The sequence below is a fragment of the Polaromonas sp. P1_A2 genome, assembly GCF_056406895.1.
In genome coordinates this window covers 175,396-190,479 of sequence record NZ_JBFTZI010000004.1, presented here as the reverse complement: position 1 = coordinate 190,479, position 15,084 = coordinate 175,396, and the positions used below count along the sequence as shown (strand labels likewise).

The 15,084-nt window shown below is 65.2% G+C and carries 18 protein-coding genes; 13 read left to right on the top strand and 5 right to left on the bottom strand.

Annotation, left to right across the window (positions count from 1 at the left end; genetic code table 11):
* Nucleotides 1–15: 15 nt before the first annotated feature.
* A complete protein-coding gene (locus AC1D09_RS16925) occupies nucleotides 16–729 on the top strand; it encodes a Crp/Fnr family transcriptional regulator (protein WP_477662654.1) in 714 nt (237 codons plus the stop codon).
* Nucleotides 730–745: 16 nt separating this feature from the next.
* Here AC1D09_RS16925 and AC1D09_RS16920 read toward each other — a convergent pair whose 3' ends face one another.
* The 3 genes from AC1D09_RS16920 to AC1D09_RS16910 all read right to left on the bottom strand — a co-directional run bounded on the left by AC1D09_RS16920 (nucleotide 746) and on the right by AC1D09_RS16910 (nucleotide 2,543).
* Nucleotides 746–1,009: a YkgJ family cysteine cluster protein gene (locus AC1D09_RS16920; protein WP_477662653.1), complete on the bottom strand. Its 264-nt coding sequence runs from the start codon at nucleotides 1,007–1,009 to the stop codon at nucleotides 746–748.
* A 44-nt stretch (nucleotides 1,010–1,053) separates the two neighbouring features.
* The gene (locus tag AC1D09_RS16915) at nucleotides 1,054–2,055 is read right to left on the bottom strand and encodes a Bug family tripartite tricarboxylate transporter substrate binding protein (RefSeq protein WP_477662652.1); all 1,002 of its coding nucleotides are present in this window, start codon (nucleotides 2,053–2,055) and stop codon (nucleotides 1,054–1,056) included.
* A 101-nt stretch (nucleotides 2,056–2,156) separates the two neighbouring features.
* The gene (locus AC1D09_RS16910; protein ID WP_477662651.1) at nucleotides 2,157–2,543 is read right to left on the bottom strand and encodes a winged helix-turn-helix transcriptional regulator; all 387 of its coding nucleotides are present in this window, start codon (nucleotides 2,541–2,543) and stop codon (nucleotides 2,157–2,159) included.
* Between the two features lie 96 nt (nucleotides 2,544–2,639).
* Here AC1D09_RS16910 and AC1D09_RS16905 point away from each other — a divergent pair, with 96 nt between their 5' ends.
* Nucleotides 2,640–2,963 carry a DMT family transporter gene (locus AC1D09_RS16905; RefSeq protein WP_477662650.1) on the top strand — a complete coding sequence of 108 codons (324 nt, stop codon included), beginning with the start codon at nucleotides 2,640–2,642 and terminating at the stop codon, nucleotides 2,961–2,963.
* Between the two features lie 25 nt (nucleotides 2,964–2,988).
* Nucleotides 2,989–3,615, top strand: coding sequence for an FMN-dependent NADH-azoreductase (locus AC1D09_RS16900; RefSeq protein WP_477662649.1), 627 nt, complete (start codon nucleotides 2,989–2,991; stop codon nucleotides 3,613–3,615).
* An 8-nt stretch (nucleotides 3,616–3,623) separates the two neighbouring features.
* Here the strand turns inward: AC1D09_RS16900 and AC1D09_RS16895 are convergent, their stop codons facing one another.
* On the bottom strand, nucleotides 3,624–4,232 hold the full coding sequence (locus tag AC1D09_RS16895) for a hypothetical protein (RefSeq protein ID WP_477662648.1): 609 nt from the start codon (nucleotides 4,230–4,232) through the stop codon (nucleotides 3,624–3,626).
* 65 nt (nucleotides 4,233–4,297) lie between these two features.
* Nucleotides 4,298–4,888: an NADPH-dependent FMN reductase gene (locus AC1D09_RS16890; protein ID WP_477662647.1), complete on the bottom strand. Its 591-nt coding sequence runs from the start codon at nucleotides 4,886–4,888 to the stop codon at nucleotides 4,298–4,300.
* Nucleotides 4,889–4,989: 101 nt separating this feature from the next.
* Between AC1D09_RS16890 and AC1D09_RS16885 the strand changes: the two genes are divergently transcribed.
* From AC1D09_RS16885 to AC1D09_RS16840, 10 genes are all read left to right on the top strand, one after another.
* A complete protein-coding gene (locus tag AC1D09_RS16885) occupies nucleotides 4,990–5,235 on the top strand; it encodes a type II toxin-antitoxin system Phd/YefM family antitoxin (RefSeq protein ID WP_477662646.1) in 246 nt (81 codons plus the stop codon).
* On the top strand, nucleotides 5,229–5,723 hold the full coding sequence (locus AC1D09_RS16880; RefSeq protein ID WP_477662645.1) for a type II toxin-antitoxin system VapC family toxin: 495 nt from the start codon (nucleotides 5,229–5,231) through the stop codon (nucleotides 5,721–5,723). Before AC1D09_RS16885 ends, AC1D09_RS16880 begins: the two co-directional genes overlap by 7 nt.
* A gap of 35 nt (nucleotides 5,724–5,758) precedes the next feature.
* On the top strand, nucleotides 5,759–7,744 hold the full coding sequence (mnmG, locus tag AC1D09_RS16875) for a tRNA uridine-5-carboxymethylaminomethyl(34) synthesis enzyme MnmG (protein ID WP_477662644.1): 1,986 nt from the start codon (nucleotides 5,759–5,761) through the stop codon (nucleotides 7,742–7,744).
* Entirely contained in the window at nucleotides 7,744–8,403 is a 660-nt protein-coding gene (rsmG, locus tag AC1D09_RS16870; protein WP_477662643.1) for a 16S rRNA (guanine(527)-N(7))-methyltransferase RsmG, read from the top strand. Before mnmG ends, rsmG begins: the two co-directional genes overlap by 1 nt.
* 175 nt (nucleotides 8,404–8,578) lie before the next feature.
* Nucleotides 8,579–9,205, top strand: coding sequence for a LysE family transporter (locus AC1D09_RS16865; RefSeq protein WP_477662642.1), 627 nt, complete (start codon nucleotides 8,579–8,581; stop codon nucleotides 9,203–9,205).
* Nucleotides 9,206–9,254: 49 nt separating this feature from the next.
* A complete protein-coding gene (locus tag AC1D09_RS16860) occupies nucleotides 9,255–10,025 on the top strand; it encodes a ParA family protein (protein WP_477662641.1) in 771 nt (256 codons plus the stop codon).
* A gap of 75 nt (nucleotides 10,026–10,100) precedes the next feature.
* Nucleotides 10,101–10,667, top strand: coding sequence for an RBBP9/YdeN family alpha/beta hydrolase (locus AC1D09_RS16855; RefSeq protein WP_477662640.1), 567 nt, complete (start codon nucleotides 10,101–10,103; stop codon nucleotides 10,665–10,667).
* Nucleotides 10,668–10,717: 50 nt separating this feature from the next.
* Nucleotides 10,718–11,989, top strand: a complete 1,272-nt coding sequence (locus tag AC1D09_RS16850; protein ID WP_477662639.1) for a serine hydrolase domain-containing protein — start codon at nucleotides 10,718–10,720, stop codon at nucleotides 11,987–11,989.
* A gap of 48 nt (nucleotides 11,990–12,037) precedes the next feature.
* Nucleotides 12,038–12,976 (top strand): ParB/RepB/Spo0J family partition protein, encoded by a 939-nt coding sequence (locus AC1D09_RS16845; RefSeq protein ID WP_477662638.1) that lies wholly within the window; start codon nucleotides 12,038–12,040, stop codon nucleotides 12,974–12,976.
* 224 nt (nucleotides 12,977–13,200) lie between these two features.
* The gene (locus AC1D09_RS16840) at nucleotides 13,201–15,081 is read left to right on the top strand and encodes a sensor histidine kinase (protein ID WP_477662637.1); all 1,881 of its coding nucleotides are present in this window, start codon (nucleotides 13,201–13,203) and stop codon (nucleotides 15,079–15,081) included.
* Nucleotides 15,082–15,084: the final 3 nt, after the last annotated feature.

Here is a 15,084-nt window from a genome sequence, read left to right as displayed (position 1 = left end):
TTGACAATTGCCCGCATGCCTATCGTTCTCGCGACAGCCTCGCCTTCTTCCTTGCTGGACCGCATGTCGGCCAACCCCTGGTTTGGCGCGCTGCCCCTGGCCGACAGGCAGGCGCTGCTGGGCTCGGCCGAGCTGCTGCGGCTTCGGCCCGGCGAGATGCTGTTTCGCCAGGGGGATGCGCCCGGCGGCTTTTACGGCTTGCTGGGCGGGCTGCTCAAGATCTCTTCACTGCGCGAGGACGGGCGCGAGGCCATCCTGGTGGTGCTGGAGGCCGGCAACTGGATTGGCGAGATCTCGCTGATGGACGGTGAGCCGCGCACCCACGATGCCACGGCGCTGTCGGTGGCCGAGGTGCTGGTGGTGCCGCAGGCCGCTTTTGCCGCGCTGATGGAGGGCGCGCCCTTCGCGCGCGCGGTGGCGGGGCTGCTGGCGGCGCGCGTGCGCTCGCTCTACGGCATGGTGGAGGACGCAGCGCTGCGCTCGACCCGCGCGCGCGTGGCGCGCCGCCTGCTGCTGCTGGCGCGCGGCGACGCCACCATGGCGCCCAAGGCCAGGCCGGCGGTGCCGGTGTCGCAGGAGGCGCTGGCCATGATGCTGGGCATCAGCCGGCAGACGCTGTCGGTGGAGCTCAAGGCCATGGTGGCCGTGGGCGCGATCGCGCTGCGTTACCGGCGCATAGAGATTGTCTCGGCCGCGCGGCTGGAGGCGCTGGGCAATGTGTCGCCTTAGGTTGGGCTAGCGCGGGTTAGCGCGGGCCGGGCCGTGTATCGCTTTCGAGCCGGCCCAGCCAGAGCATGGCGGCGCCCGCATCGCTGCCGCACATCTCCACCGAAGCCATGAGCTGGCCGCAGACGGCGGGCCGCTCGGGCCGGCCGAAGATCAGGCAGCGGTTGTTCTCATCAAGCTGCACGCAGCGCACGCCGGCCGGTTTGCCCTGCGGCATGCCGGGGATGGCGGAGCTGATGGACGGCGCGATGCAGCAGGCGCCGCAGCCGGGGCGGCAGTTCATGGGGATGGCTCGCGGTTGGGAAGAATGGGAATGCGGCGGGCCGCTTAATCGGGCTTGATTTTCGCCCGGTCGGCGACCAGTTTCCAGCGCGCCTGCTCGGTCTTGATAAAGGCGCCATACTGCGCCGGCGTGTCGCCCACGGGCTGGGCTGTGTCGCCGCGCAGGCGTTCGGTGGCCTGCGGGTTGCGCATGGCCTTGTTGCAGGCTTCGGCGATGCGGTCTATGTTGGCCTGCGGCATGTTGGACGGCGCGTTGAGGCCGTACCACTGCGTCATCTCAAAGCCCGGGTAGCCGCTTTCGGCGACCGTGGGCACGTCGGGCAGCTGGGGCAGGCGCTCCTTGGTGCCGGTGGCGATGCAGCGCAGCTTGCCGGACTTGATGTGGGCCAGGATGGCGGGCGCGCCCACGCTGGCGGCTTCGAGCCGGCCGGCCAGCAAATCGGTGAGCTGCGGGCCGGTGCCGCGGTAGGGCACGTGCAGCACGAAGATGCCGGTGGCCATCTTCAGGTATTCAAAGGCCAGGTGGCCGGCGCTGCCGTTGCCGGCCGAGCCGTAATTGAGCTGGCCGGGCTTGGACTTGGCCAGCGCGATGAATTCCTTGAGGTTGTTGGCGGGCACGCTGGAATTGATCACGTACAGGCTGGGCACCTTGGCCAGCAGCGAGATGGGCTTGAAGTCCTTGTTGGTGTCGAAGGGCAGCTTGTCGAAGATAAAGGGATTGACCGCCATGGTGCCGATGTGGCCCAGGATGATGGTGTGGCCGTCGGTGGAGGCCGCGCATTCCTGCATCGCGATGTTGCCGCTGGCGCCGGGCTTGTTCTCGACGAAGACGTTCTGGCCCAGGCTTTTGCTGAGTTCGTTGGCGGCCGAGCGCGCGACGATTTCAGAGCTGCCGCCGGGCGCGAAGGGCACGAGCAGGCGTATCGGTTTGCTGGGCCAGCCGGCTTGCGCATGGAGCAGCCCCGGAAAGGCCGAGACGGCGGCGAGTGCGCCGCCGGCCTTGAGGCCGAACTGCAATGCGCCGCGGCGCGTGTTGGTGAGTTTCATGAATGTCTCCGTATCGTTGTCGTTGGCCCAATATAGGACCGTACTTGCGGCGGGCCGCTACGTGATTCCGCTAATGAGGCTAACCCTGCTTGCTCGCGTGGCTAGTTGAAGGATGCGTCGAAACGTTCGCGCGCGGCCTTGAGGTTCTGGTGGTTGCGCTCGGCCCAGTTGTCCAGCGGGATCAGGGTTTCGCTGAGCGACTGGCCCAAGGTGCTGAGCTGGTATTCCACATGGGGCGGCACGGTCTGGCGGTCAAAGCGCAGCACCAGGCCGTTGCGCACCAGCTCCTTGAGGGTCTGCGTCAGCATTTTTTGCGAGATGCCTTCTATCTTGCGCATCAGTTCGTTGTTGCGCACCGGCCCGCCGGCCAGCGCCGGGATCACCAGCAGCGCCCATTTGCTGGCGACCAGCTCCAGCGCCTGGCGCGAGGGGCAGGCCTGGCTAAACACAGTGGAGGAATCGGTGTCGGGCGCGTCGGGAATTGTCATGGTTACCAGAAGGTGCGTACTTGCCTATGGGTAATCGTAAACCTAAGCTGGCGGCTCTTCAATCTTTAACCCCGTTCTTTAAAAGAAAGACTCCCCATGGCCTGGTTCTACCTGCTCGCCGCAAGCATTGTCGAAATCGCGATGGCTTTGCTCCTCAAATCCTCCCAGGGCTGGACCCGGCTCTTGCCCAGCGTACTGGGCGTGGCCGCGGCCGGCGCCAGCATTTTCTTTTTGACGCATGCCGTCAAGACCTTGCCGGTGGGCACGGCTTACGCGATCTGGACCGGCATAGGCTCGGTCGGCGTGACCGTGATCGGCATCCTCTGGATGGGCGAAAGCGCCACGCCGCTGCGCTTGCTGTGCGTGGCGTTTGTCGTGGCCGGCATGGTGGGCTTGCGCCTGCTGGACGGCGCGGCGTGAGGGGCCCCCTGCAAGGAGAAGCCCTATGACCCATCTGCTCTATATAGAAGCGTCGCCCATGCGGGCCGCATCAACATCGAGTGCCGTCGCCGCTGCCTGGCTGGATGCCTGGCGCGAGGCGCATCCCGGGGACACGGTGGACGCCGTCAATGTCTGGGACATCGACTTGCCGCCCTTTGACGCCGAGATGATCGCCGCCAAGTTCGCCGTGCTGCGCGCGCAGAACGCGACGGCGCCGCAGCAGGCGCTGTGGGCGCGTGCGGTGGCGCTGTCACGGCGCTTCAACGCGGCCGACCATTACCTCTTCAGCCTGCCGATGTGGAATTTCGGCATCCCCTACCGGCTCAAGCATTTCATCGATGTGGTGACCTTGCCGGGACAGAACTGGTCCTGGTCGCGGCAGGCCGGTTACCAGGCCCTGCTTTCCGGCAAGAGGGCAACGCTGGTGTATTCAAGCGCCGGCGCCTATCCGCTGCGGCCCGAGGAGGACGATTCGGATTTCCAGAAGCCGTATATGCGGCGCTGGCTGCGTTTTCTGGATATTGCGGTCGAGGCGGAAATCAGCGCCGCGCCGACGCTGGTGCCGCCCGATGACCTGGCGGTGACGAAGGCCGCGGCGATGGAGCGGGCACGGATGCTGGCTACAAATTAACGTGACGGTCACCGGGGTATTTTTGCGATTTCCAGCGTGGTCACGATCCCGTTGGCCAGCGCATCACCCTGTTGCGGTTTTGCGCACAGTTCCTTGCGCAGTTTCGCGTCTTCGCTTCCCTGGCACAGCATCACACCCTCGGGGCCTATGCCCGGCACCTGCGGGTGATAGAAATACGCAAAGCCGTTCCGGTTGGGCAGGCTGACCCACTGCTCAACCAGCTCCGGGTTGGCTTTGCCGTCGCTGTATTTGATGATCCAGGCTTTCAACGCCGGCATGCGCGCCTGCTGCAAGCTGCCGTCCTGCGCGTAGTTGCCATGGAAGGCCACGGCGGTTTTTTCGAGGGGCTGGTCGTCGGAGTAGGCGCGTATTTTGCCGCCAAGAAACATGCGTGAACAGGAAGAACGGCAATAGCCCGATAACAAAGTCGCCAGGCCTTTTTCGCGGATGTATTCGCCGGTGGCATACCCGGCCCGGGCATCCCCGCCGGAAGAGTTTTTGAGCACCACCGTCGTGATACCGGGGTGCTCCTCTACTGCGGCAGCCAAGATCCGTTGCTCATTGCCGGTCACCTTGCCCGACAGAAAGATAAAAGGCTCCCTGATCTCCACCTCCATGGCATAAGTGCATGAGGCGAGGCAACAGGCCGCCAGACTGCACAACCAGCGGCCCGGGCGCGTGATCATGCTGCGAGGCGTTGCGAGGCGAACAGCACCTGGTCGATCACGGCCTGCACGTTCTGCAGGCTGGCTTCGTGGACCAGTTTGCCCTCGGCATCAAAGGCATCGCCGGCGCGGCTCAGGGCAAAGGCCTTGGGCGCGACCCAGCACTGTGCGTTGAGCAGCAGCGGCACCAGGTGGCTTTGCGAGCGCAGGCCGCCCAGCGCGCCGGGCGAGGCGCTGAGCACGCCCACCACCTTCCCGGTAAAGGACTTGAAGCCGTCGTGCCAGGCCGGCTCGCTCTTGACGGGGCTGGACACCCAGTCGATGGTGTTCTTGAGCAGCGCGGTGTAGCTGCCGTTGTATTCGGGCGAGCAGATGATCCAGGCCGGGTGCTCGTACATGATCTGCTTGAGCTTCATGACGTCGGGCGGCGTGCCCTTGGCCTCAAGGTCGGCGTTGTACATGGGAATGTCGAAGTCCGCCAGTTCGATATGGGTGACTTCGGCGCCGCTGGCGCGCGCCAGGCCGGCCGCGACATGGGCCAGCTTGCGGTTGTAGGAGTTCTGGCGGGTGCTGCCGGCGAAGATCAGGAGTTTTTGGGGGGCGTTCATGCGTCCGATTTCACCACAGGCCGTAAGGTGAAAAACTGCGTGTGGAGCGGCTTGCAAGCACAAACCCGCTAAAATGTACAAAACATTGAAATTTGTACAAAATGCATACCATTCCACTCAGCGAGTTTCGCGCCAATGCCTCCGCCATGATCGACCTGGTGGAGCAGGGTGAAACCGTCCGCATACTTCGGCACGGCAAACCGGTGGCCGAGCTTGTGCCCCTGAAGGCCGAAGAAGACGCCGCCAAAGTACCGAGCTGGAAAAAGCCGTTTGAACCTGTGGTCCTGCCGCCCGGCGTGTCGCTGTCGCAGGCGGTGCTGGACGAACGGAATGAATCGCCATGGTGAAGAGGGCGCAAGCCGCTTATGCGCCGCAGGCTGTTTCCGCCACCCGGGTGGTGGCGCGCGACGGCGAAGCGCGGCTGATGTTCGACGCCTCGGCGCTGACCAAACGCTACGCCAGCGAAGCCGGGCGTGACCGGGTGCTGATGTTGTTCGAGGCGGCCAGTGAGTTGCTGGTGGCCGCGCACTGCAAGACCGAGGTAGCCTCGGCGCTGCTGCGGCGCCGGCGTGACGGCAGCCTGCCGGCCCCTGAATTTGACCGGGCCTGGGCGGCGGCGCAGCGCGACGTGGCCGACATGACCCTGGTGCCGCTGGACGCGCATGTGGAGCGGTTTGCCTTTGCGGCGATGGAGCAGGGCCCTTTGCGCGGCATGGACGCGCTGCATGTGGGCAGCGCGCTGGCCAGCCGCGTGGACCTGTTTGTCACGGCGGACAGGCGCCAGGCGCAGGTGGCACGCGGCATGGGCCTGGCCACCGAATTGATCGAGAGTTAATAGTCAGTAGTGGTCGAGAGACCTGAAGGTTGGATATGTTTTACCCCCAAGAATTTGACGTGATCGTGGTCGGCGGCGGCCATGCCGGCACCGAGGCCGCCCTGGCTTCGGCCCGCATGGGCTGCAAGACCTTGCTGCTCTCGCACAACATCGAGACCCTGGGCCAGATGAGCTGCAACCCTTCGATAGGCGGCATAGGCAAGGGCCACCTGGTCAAGGAAGTGGACGCCCTGGGCGGTGCGATGGCGCTGGCCACCGACGAAGGCGGCATCCAGTTCCGCATCCTGAACAGCTCCAAGGGCCCGGCCGTGCGCGCCACCCGGGCCCAGGCCGACCGCATTCTGTACAAGGCGGCGATTCGCCGCAGGCTGGAGAACCAGCCCAATCTCTGGCTGTTCCAGCAGGCGGTCGACGACCTGATGGTGGAGGGCGACCGGGTGGTCGGCGCCGTCACCCAGGTGGGCATCAAGTTCCGCTCGCGCACCGTGGTGCTGACGGCCGGGACTTTTCTGGACGGCAAGATCCATGTGGGCCTGAACAATTACTCGGCGGGCCGGGCGGGCGACCCGCCGGCGGTGTCGCTGTCCAGCCGGCTCAAGGAGCTCAAGCTGCCGCAGGGCCGGCTCAAGACCGGCACGCCCCCGCGCATAGACGGCCGCACGATTGACTTCAGCAAATGCATAGAGCAGCCCGGGGACGGTATGCCCGGCGGCATCGAAGGGCCGGTGCCGGTGTTCAGTTTTATGGGCGGCCACATCGCCCATCCGCGCCAGGTGCCGTGCTGGATCACCCATACCAACGAGCGCACCCACGAGATCATCCGCTCCGGTTTTGACCGCAGCCCCATGTTCACCGGCAAGATAGACGGCGTCGGCCCGCGCTACTGCCCCAGCGTGGAAGACAAGATCAACCGCTTCGCCGACAAGGACAGCCACCAGATTTTCCTGGAACCCGAGGGCCTGACCACCCACGAGATCTACCCCAACGGCATCTCGACCAGCCTGCCTTTCGACATCCAGTACGACCTGGTGCGCTCCATGGCCGGCATGGAAAACGCCCACATCCTGCGGCCCGGCTATGCCATCGAGTACGACTACTTCGACCCGCGGGCGCTCAAGTCCAGCTTTGAAACCCGGGCGATCGGCGGCCTGTTCTTTGCCGGCCAGATCAACGGGACCACCGGTTATGAAGAGGCGGCAGCCCAGGGTCTGTTCGCCGGCATCAATGCCGCGCTGCAGTGTCAGGGTAAAGAAGCCTGGTTGCCCAAGCGCGACGAAGCCTACCTGGGCGTGCTGGTCGACGACCTGATCACCAAGGGCGTGACCGAGCCTTACCGCATGTTCACCAGCCGGGCCGAGTTCCGTCTGATGCTGCGCGAGGACAACGCCGACATGCGCCTCACCGAAAAAGGCCGCGAACTGGGCCTGGTCGACGACGCCCGCTGGGACGCCTTCAACCGCAAACGCGACACGGTTTCACGTGAAACAGCCCGGCTCAGGGCGATCTGGGTCAACCCCAACAACCTGCCGGCGGCCGAGGCCGAGCGCGTGCTGGGCAAGTCGATTGAGCGGGAGTACAACCTGCTGGACCTGCTGCGCCGCCCCGACGTGAACTATGCCGGGCTGATGTCGCTGGAGGAGGGCAAGTACGCCAACCCCGAACTGGCGGCCGAAGCCGCGGCCAGCGATGACCTGGCCAAAAGCGTGATCGAGCAGATCGAAATCACCGCCAAGTACGCCGGCTACATAGACCTGCAAAAGACCGAGGTCGAGCGCGCCGCCCACTATGAAAACCTCAAACTGCCGGCCGACCTGGACTACCTGCAGGTTTCGGCCCTGAGTTTTGAGGCGCGCCAGACCCTGGCCAAGCACAGGCCGGAAACCCTGGGAATGGCCTCGCGCATCTCGGGCATCACGCCGGCCACCGTGTCCCTGCTGCTGGTTCATCTGAAAAAGAACCTGTGGAAAAACACGGTTCCGCTGCAGGCAGCCGACGCCGCCAACGAAAAAGCCAAAGCCTGATGCGGGCCGGTGAACAGGATTTGCGCGCTGGCCTGAAGGCGCTGCAGCTGGACCTGGGCGATGTACAGGTCGGCCAGTTGCTGGATTACCAGGACCTGATTGGCAAATGGACCAAGGTCTACAACCTGACGGCGGTGCGTGACCCGGCGGAAATGCTGACCCACCACCTGCTGGACAGCCTGGCCGCGGTGCTTCCGCTGCGCCGCCACCTGCAAAAAGCCGGGCTGGGGCAGGGCGCCAGATTGCTGGACGTGGGCTCCGGCGCCGGCCTGCCCGGAGTGGTGATTGCGATCTGCTGCCCGGAAGTGGCCGTGACCTGCGTGGACACGGTCGCCAAAAAAGCCGCCTTTATCAAGCAGGCGGCGCTGGCGCTCAAGCTGCCCAATCTCTCGGGATTGCATGCCCGGGTCGAAACCATTGCCACGCCATTTGAGGTGATCTGCTCCCGGGCCTTTGCCTCGCTGGCTGATTTCAGCAATTGGTCGGTCAATGCCCTGGCGCCCAAAGGTGTCTGGATGGCCCTCAAAGGCAAACACCCGGCCGAGGAAATCGCGGCCTTGCCGGTCGGCACCGAGGTGTTTCACGTGGAACAGCTGCAGGTGCCTAGGCTGGATGCCGAGCGCTGCATTGTCTGGATGCAGAAAAAGACCGCTCCCTGAACCCGGCTGGGCGGTTGTTGGGGGAGGGCGATCCTGCCCTGTCCGTTGTTCGGGCACAAAAAGAAACCGTCTCGAGCACCGAATCGGCCCTGATCGGCTGATTTGGCATTGGGGCGGCACACCCCTGTCGTAAACTCGGTTCCTCTCTCTTTTCTCTACTTTCTGGAGAACCTCCATGTTGGGCTCATTCGTCGGCATTGCCGACTACGGCGCTTTTGTCGTCGCCATCATTGTGTTTTTGCTGATTCCCGGCCCGGGCAACCTCGCGCTGATCACCTCGACCAGCAAGGGCGGTATTGCCGGCGGCCTGGGCGCGACCTTTGGCGTCATCGCCGGCGACCAGGTGTTGCTCTGGGCGGCGGTGGCCGGCGTGTCGGCCATCATGGCGGCGTACCCCACGGCGTTCCACATCGTCCAGTGGGCCGGGGCGATTTACCTGGCCTGGCTGGGCATCAAGATGCTGGTGGCCAAACCCGGCGATGCGCCCTTGCTCAACATCAAGCCGCGTCACTACTTCCGCCAGGCCCTGTTGATCACCTTGCTCAATCCCAAGGCGATTGTTTTTTACATGGCTTTCTTCCCGCTGTTCGTGGACCCGGCCCAGCACCAGGGCCTGAAGACCTTTGCCGTGATGGCGGCCACGATTGCCGGGCTGACCTTTCTGTACGGCCTGTGCTCGGTGATGATCACCTACCACCTGGCCGAGCGCATACGCGCCAACCCGAAAATCACGGCGGTCCTGAACAAGCTGGCCGGTATCTTCCTGATCGGCTTCGGCCTCAAGCTAGCGGTCTCCAAATAAGCCGCCATCGCATTTCGCGTCCTCTTCCGAACAAAAACTAAAAACACACATGGCCAAAATATTCTGCGTTGCCAACCAAAAGGGCGGGGTGGGCAAGACCACCACCACGGTGAATCTGGCAGCGGGGCTGGCAAAAGTCGGCCAGCGGGTGTTGATGATCGACCTGGACCCTCAGGGCAATGCCACCATGGGTTCGGGCGTGGACAAGCGCAAGCTGGAAATGACGGTCTACGACGTGCTGCTCGAATCGGCTTCGGTGCTGGAGGCGCGCGTGCACAGCGACAAATGCGGCTATGACGTGCTGGGCGCCAACCGCGAACTGGCCGGCGCCGAGGTCGAACTGGTCGATGTCGAGCGCCGCGAAAAACGCCTCAAGCTCGCGCTGGCCGAAGTCGACAGCCAGTACGACTTCGTGCTCATCGATTGCCCGCCTTCGCTCAGCATGCTGACGCTCAATGGCCTGTGCTGCGCGCACGGCGTCATCGTGCCCATGCAGTGCGAGTACTTCGCGCTCGAGGGCCTGACCGACCTGGTCAACACCATCAAGCAGGTGCATGCCAACCTCAACAAGGATTTGCAGATCATCGGCCTGCTGCGCGTGATGTTCGACCCGCGCATCACCCTGCAGCAGCAGGTCAGCGACCAGCTCAAGGAGCATTTCGCCGACAAGGTTTTCAACACCGTGATCCCGCGCAATGTGCGCCTGGCCGAAGCGCCCAGCTACGGCCTGCCCGGCGTGGTGTTCGATCCTTCCTCCAGGGGCGCGCAGGCTTTCATCACCTTCGCCGAAGAGATGGTCGACCGCATCAAGGCGATGTAAATCGGGTGCATCAGAAGTGCCTGTAAACAGGCCTCCTGTTGCTACTGAATTTATAGCAAACTGATCCGCCAAGCGATGAACCCCCGCAACGTCCTGATACTCCCCGGCTGGCAAAACAGCGGCCCCGGCCACTGGCAAAGCCGCTGGGAGAAGGCGCACGGCTATACGCGGGTCGAGCAGCACGACTGGATGCGGCCGCTGCGCGGCGACTGGAGCGCGCGGCTTGAAGAGGTGCTGCTGGCTTGCGACGAGCCGGCCGTGCTGGTCGCGCACAGCCTGGGCTGCATGCTCACCGCCGCATGGGCCTCGCACTCGCGCAACAGCCATCGTGTCAAGGCCGCGCTGCTGGTCGCGCCGCCCGATGTGGAGCGCGAGGACGTGTGCCAGATGCTGCCGGGCTGGGCGCCCGTGCCGCTGCGCAAGCTGCCCTTTTCCGCCATGGTGTTCTGCAGCGGCGACGATCCGTTTTGCGCGCCCGAGCGTGCCCGCCGGTTCGCCGCGGCCTGGGGCGCCGAGCTTGTTGAAGCCGGGCCGCGCGGCCACCTCAATGCCGACAGCGGCCTGGGCGACTGGCCCGAGGCGTTTGAAAAATTGCAGCGCCTTCAAGCACTGCCTGCTTCTCTCCCACGCAGCCATTCATGACAAGAGAACCCATGCCCTTGCCCCGCTTATTCGCCCGCTCTCGTTCTCACTTGGCGGCCACCGCACTGGCCGTGGCCGCCTCGCTCGCCTGCCCCGCGCTGCATGCCGAGCCCGATGAAGAGCTGCTTGGCAAATCGCAGGGCTACCCGCTGGGCAACGCCAGCACCTGGTACAGCAACCCTTACCGCATCGGCTCCTGGTCGGCCATGGACAAGGTGGCCGGTGTGCAGGTCCGCGCTGTGGCGCACCCGGCTGAGGCCAGTCCCTTGCCGCGTGCGGCCAGCCCCGCGTCCATCAGCTACCGCTACAAGAACACCAATTACACGCTGGCCGACTACCTGGACCGCCAGCGTGCCACCGGCCTGCTGGTGCTGAAAAACGGCGAGATCGTCGCCGAACACTACCGCTACGGCCGCAAGGACGACGCGCGCTTTCTGTCCTTCTCCATGGCCAAGAGCGTCACCTCGCTGCTGGTCGGCAAGGCGCTCTCGCTGGGCTTGATCGCCTCGCTCGACGACCCGGCTGAGAAATACGCCAAGGAACTCGCCGGCAGCCCCTATGGCGCGACCACCCTGCGCCAGCTGCTGCGCATGAGCTCGGGCCTCACTTTTACCGAGCGCTATGACGGCAAGGACGACATCGCGCGCCTCTCGCGTGCCGGCGCCGGTGCGCCCGGCGCGGGCAAACCGGTGGATGTGCTGAAGTCCATCACCGACCGCCACTCGCCGCCCGGCGAAAAATTTGTCTACGCCGGCTCAGAGACCGACGTGCTGGGCCGCGTGGTGGTGGCCGCCGCCGGCAAGAACATGTCCGAGCTCACCACCGAGTGGATCTGGAAACCCATGGGCGCCGAGCACGACGCCTTCTGGCGCGTCTTTGCCGACGGGCAGGAGCAGTCCTATGGAGGCTTCAACGCCAGCCTGCGCGACTGGGCGCGCCTGGGCCAGCTGCTGGCCAATGACGGCCGCGCCATCGACAAAGCCACCGGCAAGCCTGGCGCGCTGCAGGTCCTGCCGGTGGAGTATTTGCTGGACGCCACCGACGCGACGCGCCAGCCGCAGGCTTTCAAGCCGCGCACGGCCACGCCTTACTTCGGCTACGGCTACCAGTTCTGGCTCATGCCCATGCGGTCGCGCACCTTCGCCATGCAGGGCATCCACGGCCAGACGGTCTATGTGCAGCCCTCCACCGGCATCGTACTGGTGCTGACCTCGGCCTGGGAATACGCCAGCGGCAAGCAGGACGCACAACCTTACGAAGAGCGCGACGCCCTGTGGCGCGGCGTGCTGCAGTCCCTGGGCGGCAGCCTCACGCCCCAATAACACTGCGCCATACATCACAACATTGACGGATTGAAGGAATAGAAAACCATGGTCACAAAAAAACCCAAAGGCCTGGGCCGCGGACTGGAAGCATTGCTGGGCCCCAAGGTCAGCGAGAGCGCCAGCGACGCCGAGAACGCCAGCATCAGCGCCAACAGCCCGGGCCTGCCGGCCTCGCTGCGGCTGGAAGACATGGTCGCCGGCCAGTACCAGCCGCGCACCCGCATGGACGAGGGCGCGCTCTACGAGCTGGCCGAATCCATCAAGGTCCAGGGCATCATGCAGCCCATCCTGGTGCGGCGGCTGACCTCAGGCGCCAACGACGGCAAGTATGAAATCATCGCCGGCGAGCGGCGCTTCCGCGCGGCCAGGCTGGCCGGCCTGGACAGTGTGCCGGTGCTGGTGCGCGACGTGCCCGACGAGTCGGCCGCCGCCATGTCGCTGATCGAAAACATCCAGCGCGAAGACCTCAATCCGCTTGAAGAAGCGCACGGCCTGCAGCGCCTGGTCAAGGAGTTCGGCCTCACGCACGAGCTCGCCGCGCAGGCCGTGGGCCGCTCGCGCAGCGCCGCCTCCAACCTGCTGCGTTTGCTCAACCTGGCCGACCCGGTGCAGACCATGCTGATGGCCGGCGACCTGGACATGGGCCACGCGCGCGCGTTGCTGGGCCTGGATCGCGCCGCGCAGATCACCGCGGCCAACCAGATCTCAGCCAAGAAAATGTCGGTGCGCGAGGCCGAAAGCCTGGTCAAAAAACTGAGCGCGGAGTTCTCGCTCAAGCCGCAAAAAGCCGCCAAGGAAAAATCGCGCGACACCCGCCGCGTTGAAGAGGAGCTGGCCGACCTGCTGATGGCCGACGTGGAGGTGCGCGTCAAGAAACAGGTCAAGCGCAACGGCAAGCGGGAGGACATGGGCGAGGTGGCCATACAGTTCGCCTCCATGGACGAACTCAACGGGCTGATCGAGCGCCTGCGCGGCAGCAAATAGCCGGCCCGGCCGGCCCGGGCAAGGCCGTTTCACGCTGTGCCTTAGCCCCCTTCCAGAGGGGGCTTTTTCTTTTCCGCTTCGGTTCCAAAGGCGTACCCAAATAGTGTTAATTGCTCTACTTGTTTGAGTAATAAAGTGCTAGTCTTTGGACTCAAAGGCGCGGCCAGGTCTTCGGACCTCCCTCCGGAGCTGGCCGCGCCGGCGAAGAAGCAATGGGGTTCGCCATGCGCACCTTTAATCTGAGCCACATCAGAAGGCATACCGTTCTGGTTGCCGCGGGCCTGGCCATGGCCATGGGCGTCGTGGCGCTGCTGGGCTGGGTGCTGCAACTGGACATCCTGAAAAGCCTGATACCGGGCGCCGTCCAGATGAAACCCAACACGGCCGTCGGCCTGTGCCTGTGCGCCGCGGCCCTGCTCGTGGGTTTGCGCCGCCATGAGAAAAGAATGCGCTACCGGGGCTACGCCCTGGCCGCCGCCGTCAGCGCCATAGGTGCGGCCACGCTGTTCGAATACCTCTTCGCGGTCGACCTGAGGATCGATGAACTGCTGTTTCGCGATGGGGCCAATGCCTACAACCTGGCCCCCGGCCGCATGTCGCCCTTCAGCGCCTGGACATTCTTCATGCTGGGTATCGGGCTGGGCTTTGTGCGCTGCCGCTACGCGGGCTGGCTGGCCTATGTGTGCGGCGGCCAGGTCGCCAGCATAGGCGCGGTCAGCCTGCTGGGCTACCTCTGGCATGCCAGCGAGCTGGTCACCGACGTCTGGTTGCCGCCCGTGGCGGTCAACACTGCGCTGGCCTTCACCGCCTTGGGGCTTGCCGTGGCCGCCGCGCACGCCCGCGATACCTCGCTCAGCAGCATGGAAACCGAACTCTCCCCGCTGGAGGTCAAGGTGGTGCTCGCCATGGCCGGCACGCTGGTGGTTCTGGTGGCGTCGGCCAGCTACACCTATCGCTCGGTGGTGGCCTTCACCGGGCACGCGGACCAGATGGCGGCCGGCCAGCAGCAGCGTGTCGCGGCGCTCAAAGCCTCGCTGGCGCGCGCGCAGCGTGTGACGGCCGACGCGCTGTCGGCCTCACCGGGCGCGCCGCTGCCGGCCGGCTACGGCGATGCGGGCGACTCCTTCGCCAGCGTGGTGCTGTTCGCGGAGCTCTCCCGGCTGGGGCGGGAGCTTGAAACCGCACAACAGTCGCTGCGGGGCGAGCAGGCCGGCCCCCTGGAAAAGGGCCGCACCACCATGCTGGTGTCGCTCCTCGTCACCATAGGCCTGGCGGTGGCGGTGTTTGTCGTGCTGATGGCATCGGTCAGGCGGGAGATGAGCCGCAACATCCTGGCGCGCGCGGAGATCTCCGCGCTCAACAAACACCTGGAGCAGCGAGTGCACGAGCGCGCCGCCGAACTCAACGCGGCCAACGAGCGCCTGAACACCTTCATGAGCCTGCTGGCCCATGACCTCCGGCAGCCCCTGATCTCCCTGGGCAGCTTCGGCCAACTCCTGGACCGCCGGCTGCTTGAAACCAAGGACGCGCAAGGCCGCAAGCTCATGCAGCGCATCCTGCGCGCCACCCGGCAGGTGGACGCCTGCGCCGACGCCTTGCTGGAACTGGAACGTGTCTCCAGCAGAAGCCTGTGGATACAGACGGTGGATGTCAGCGGGCTGGTGAAGGCCATGGTCGCCCAGCTGCGCGAGCAGGAGCCGGGCCGGCGGCTGAGGCTGTTTGCCGGGCCCACGCGGCCCGCGCATGCCGACCGCAGCCTGCTGGCGGTGTTGGTCTGGCATGTGGTTGGCAATGCCTGGAAGTTCAGCGCCACCCGCGACGTTTCGGAGATAGAAGTCGGCTGCGGCCAGGATGAATCCGGCGTGCCGATGTGGTGGATCAGGGACAACGGCGTGGGCTTTGACATGGCTTATGCCGACAAGCTCTTCATGCCCTTCCAGCGGCTGCACGCGGCGGACGAATTCCCCGGCCTGGGCACCGGCCTGGCGATTGTCCACGCCGTTGTGGCGCGGCACCGGGGGAGAGTGTGGGCGCATTCGGAGCCCGGCCGGGGCGCCACGTTTTTCTTCACGCTCGGCGATCCCGGCCTTCAGGCCGGGGGCTGAGGC